We start from the raw sequence: 2,244 nt of genomic DNA, 5'->3' as shown, positions 1-2,244 counted from the left end.
TGCGTTCGGTTATATCTTCAATCATTCCATCATAGTATTTAACCTCACCATTTTCATCATAAACTGCAGTTGCAGTGACAGACGCCCAAATAAGTGTCCCATCCTTCTTTTTTAATTTTAATTCCTCATTTCTTACAAATCCGTTTTTCAATATTTTTTCATTGAATTTTTTCCTATCTTCAGAATTTTGATAAAGATCGGAAACATTGATTTTTAGAAACTCTTTCCTGTTACCATAACCAAACATTTCTATTATCGCAGGATTTGCTTCGATGAACTTACCTTTTGTACCGGGTGTATTTCTATATATGCCTGTATTAATATTTTCAACCAAACTTCTATATTTTTCCTCACTCTTCTGCAGCTCCTCCTCCGCCCGCTTTAACTCGGTGGTATCAATAAGAGATATAACAGATTTTTTTGTTCCAGGAATTAAATCGACATTGATGAGCATATTTATAATGTTTCCATTTTTATCTATAGCTCTAAATTCGTATGCCTTTGGAACTTCCTCGGGCTTTTTTCTACGTTTCTTGTGATATTCAATCATTTTTTCCAGGTCATCTGGATGGACGAATTTAGTCCAGCTCATTTTCCCTTCGATTTCTTTTTTTGAATAGCCAGATAATTTCTCAAATTGAGAATTAACTAAAGAAATTGTAGTATCTTCTTCTAAAATTGCCATTGCAGTTCCAGTATTTTCAAAAGTTGTGCGGTATTTTTCTTCACTTTCTTTTAACTTTTCCTCTGCTTTCTCTAATTCAACAACTCGCTGACGGAGCTCTGCTAGCTCTTTTGTGAGTTCCTCTTTTGTCTTATCTTCATCTCCCATTTTCACCCCCCTCAAATTCACTGCCTTTACATCTCTTCAATTTTATAACAAAAATACAGCCATTTGGTTTATTATCCTCAATATGAACACTACCACCATATCTTTCAATTGTTTTTTTTCACGATATATAGGCCTAAGCCCATTCCTCCTCTCTCTCCGTGACTGAAACGTTCGTCAAACACCTTCTCTTTTATCTCATCAGGAATTCCTTTACCATAATCAGCTATTTTTATCTCACAGAAGTTATCCTTGCTTTCGATAGTAATGTTAGTTTTATTTGTCTTTCCATGCACAATGGCATTGTTTACTATGTTGTCAATGACAGAGTAAATAGCATCATCAGCTAAAACAATACCATCGCCCTCTACGTTGATATCAACTGAATACTTTTTAATAACGTCTTCCACAACTTCTTTTACTCTATGTTTTGTTAGTTCACCACCAGAAGCGACCAGAGATTCAAGATTCCTCATTCTGCGTATAAGTTCAACACTCCTAGCTATACGTTTATGTGCCTTATCTAAAAGTTTTTTATCTTTGCTTTCACTGTACAACTCTAATGCGCCACTCACAACCTGTAAATCATTTAGTATATCATGTCCCATAATTTTGTTTATTAAATGTAAAACTTCGTTGAGTTGAATGATTGCATTTTCCATTTTTTTGCGCTCGGTGATATCGTGTATTATTCCTTCTATTATTTTCTTACCATCTTCCTCGATCAATCTAGCGAATTCGTTTCCAATCACTACTTTTCCATCCTTCCTCTTATATTCTATTTCGTATCCCTTCACTTCTCCTTTTTCTTTTAATTCTTTCAAGAAATTTTCCCTATCCTCGCGGTTTACGAACACTTGATATGGACTTATAGCCTCGAATTTTTCCTCGCTTTCGTATCCAAAAAATTCCAACAATGCTGGATTCGCTTCCAATATCCCTCCATCTACCGTAGATCGATAGATTCCTTCAACAGCATTTCTAACTAATCCCCTATATTTTTCCTCACTCTTCTGCAGCTCCCCTTCCATTCGCTTGCACTCAGCCTCCACTTTCTCCAATTCAGTAACCTGCTGACACAATCCTTCTAACTCTTTTATAATCTGCTTTTTTGTTTTACTTTCATCTTTCACTTTTGCCCCTTTTGAAGATATCCTCTTTTTCTCCCACGACTTTGCCATGGGTCTTCCTCATTCTTGTACACCAATTTAATACATTCCTTATATAAACAATTATCGCTAATTTCATTTATAACATGCCAAATTTTCTAGTTAGGCTGAATTGCATTATCTAGTAGAGGATTTTCTAAGTTCGTTTCCGTAATTATGCGCAACATACTTTTCCCTTGTATGTCCACTGAAATGGATGTGCTTTTGGATTCCATTCAAGTTCCATGTATTTCATGATCTTGCTGA

General features: G+C 35.2%; 2 protein-coding genes. Both read right to left on the bottom strand.

What is annotated here, in order from left to right:
- A partial coding sequence (locus U9O96_02105) for a PAS domain-containing protein (GenBank protein ID MEA2053900.1) occupies window positions 1-832 on the bottom strand: 832 nt, incomplete at its 3' end.
- 104 nt (window positions 833-936) lie between these two features.
- Complete coding sequence (locus U9O96_02100) at window positions 937-2,010, bottom strand: PAS domain-containing sensor histidine kinase (GenBank protein MEA2053899.1); 1,074 nt, start codon at window positions 2,008-2,010, stop codon at window positions 937-939.
- Between the last annotated feature and the right edge of the window lie 234 nt (window positions 2,011-2,244).

Source organism: Candidatus Thermoplasmatota archaeon (genome assembly GCA_034660695.1).
GTDB lineage: Archaea > Thermoplasmatota > E2 > UBA202 > DSCA01 > JAYEJS01.
Note: the sequence above shows the minus strand (reverse complement) of the source record. Positions and strands in the feature narration are given on the sequence as shown.

Excerpts from the sequence above, each read along its gene's own strand:
- U9O96_02100 (MEA2053899.1), bottom strand. The coding sequence starts at position 2,010 with ATGGCAAAGTCGTGGGAGAAAAAGAGGATATCTTCAAAAGGGGCAAAA.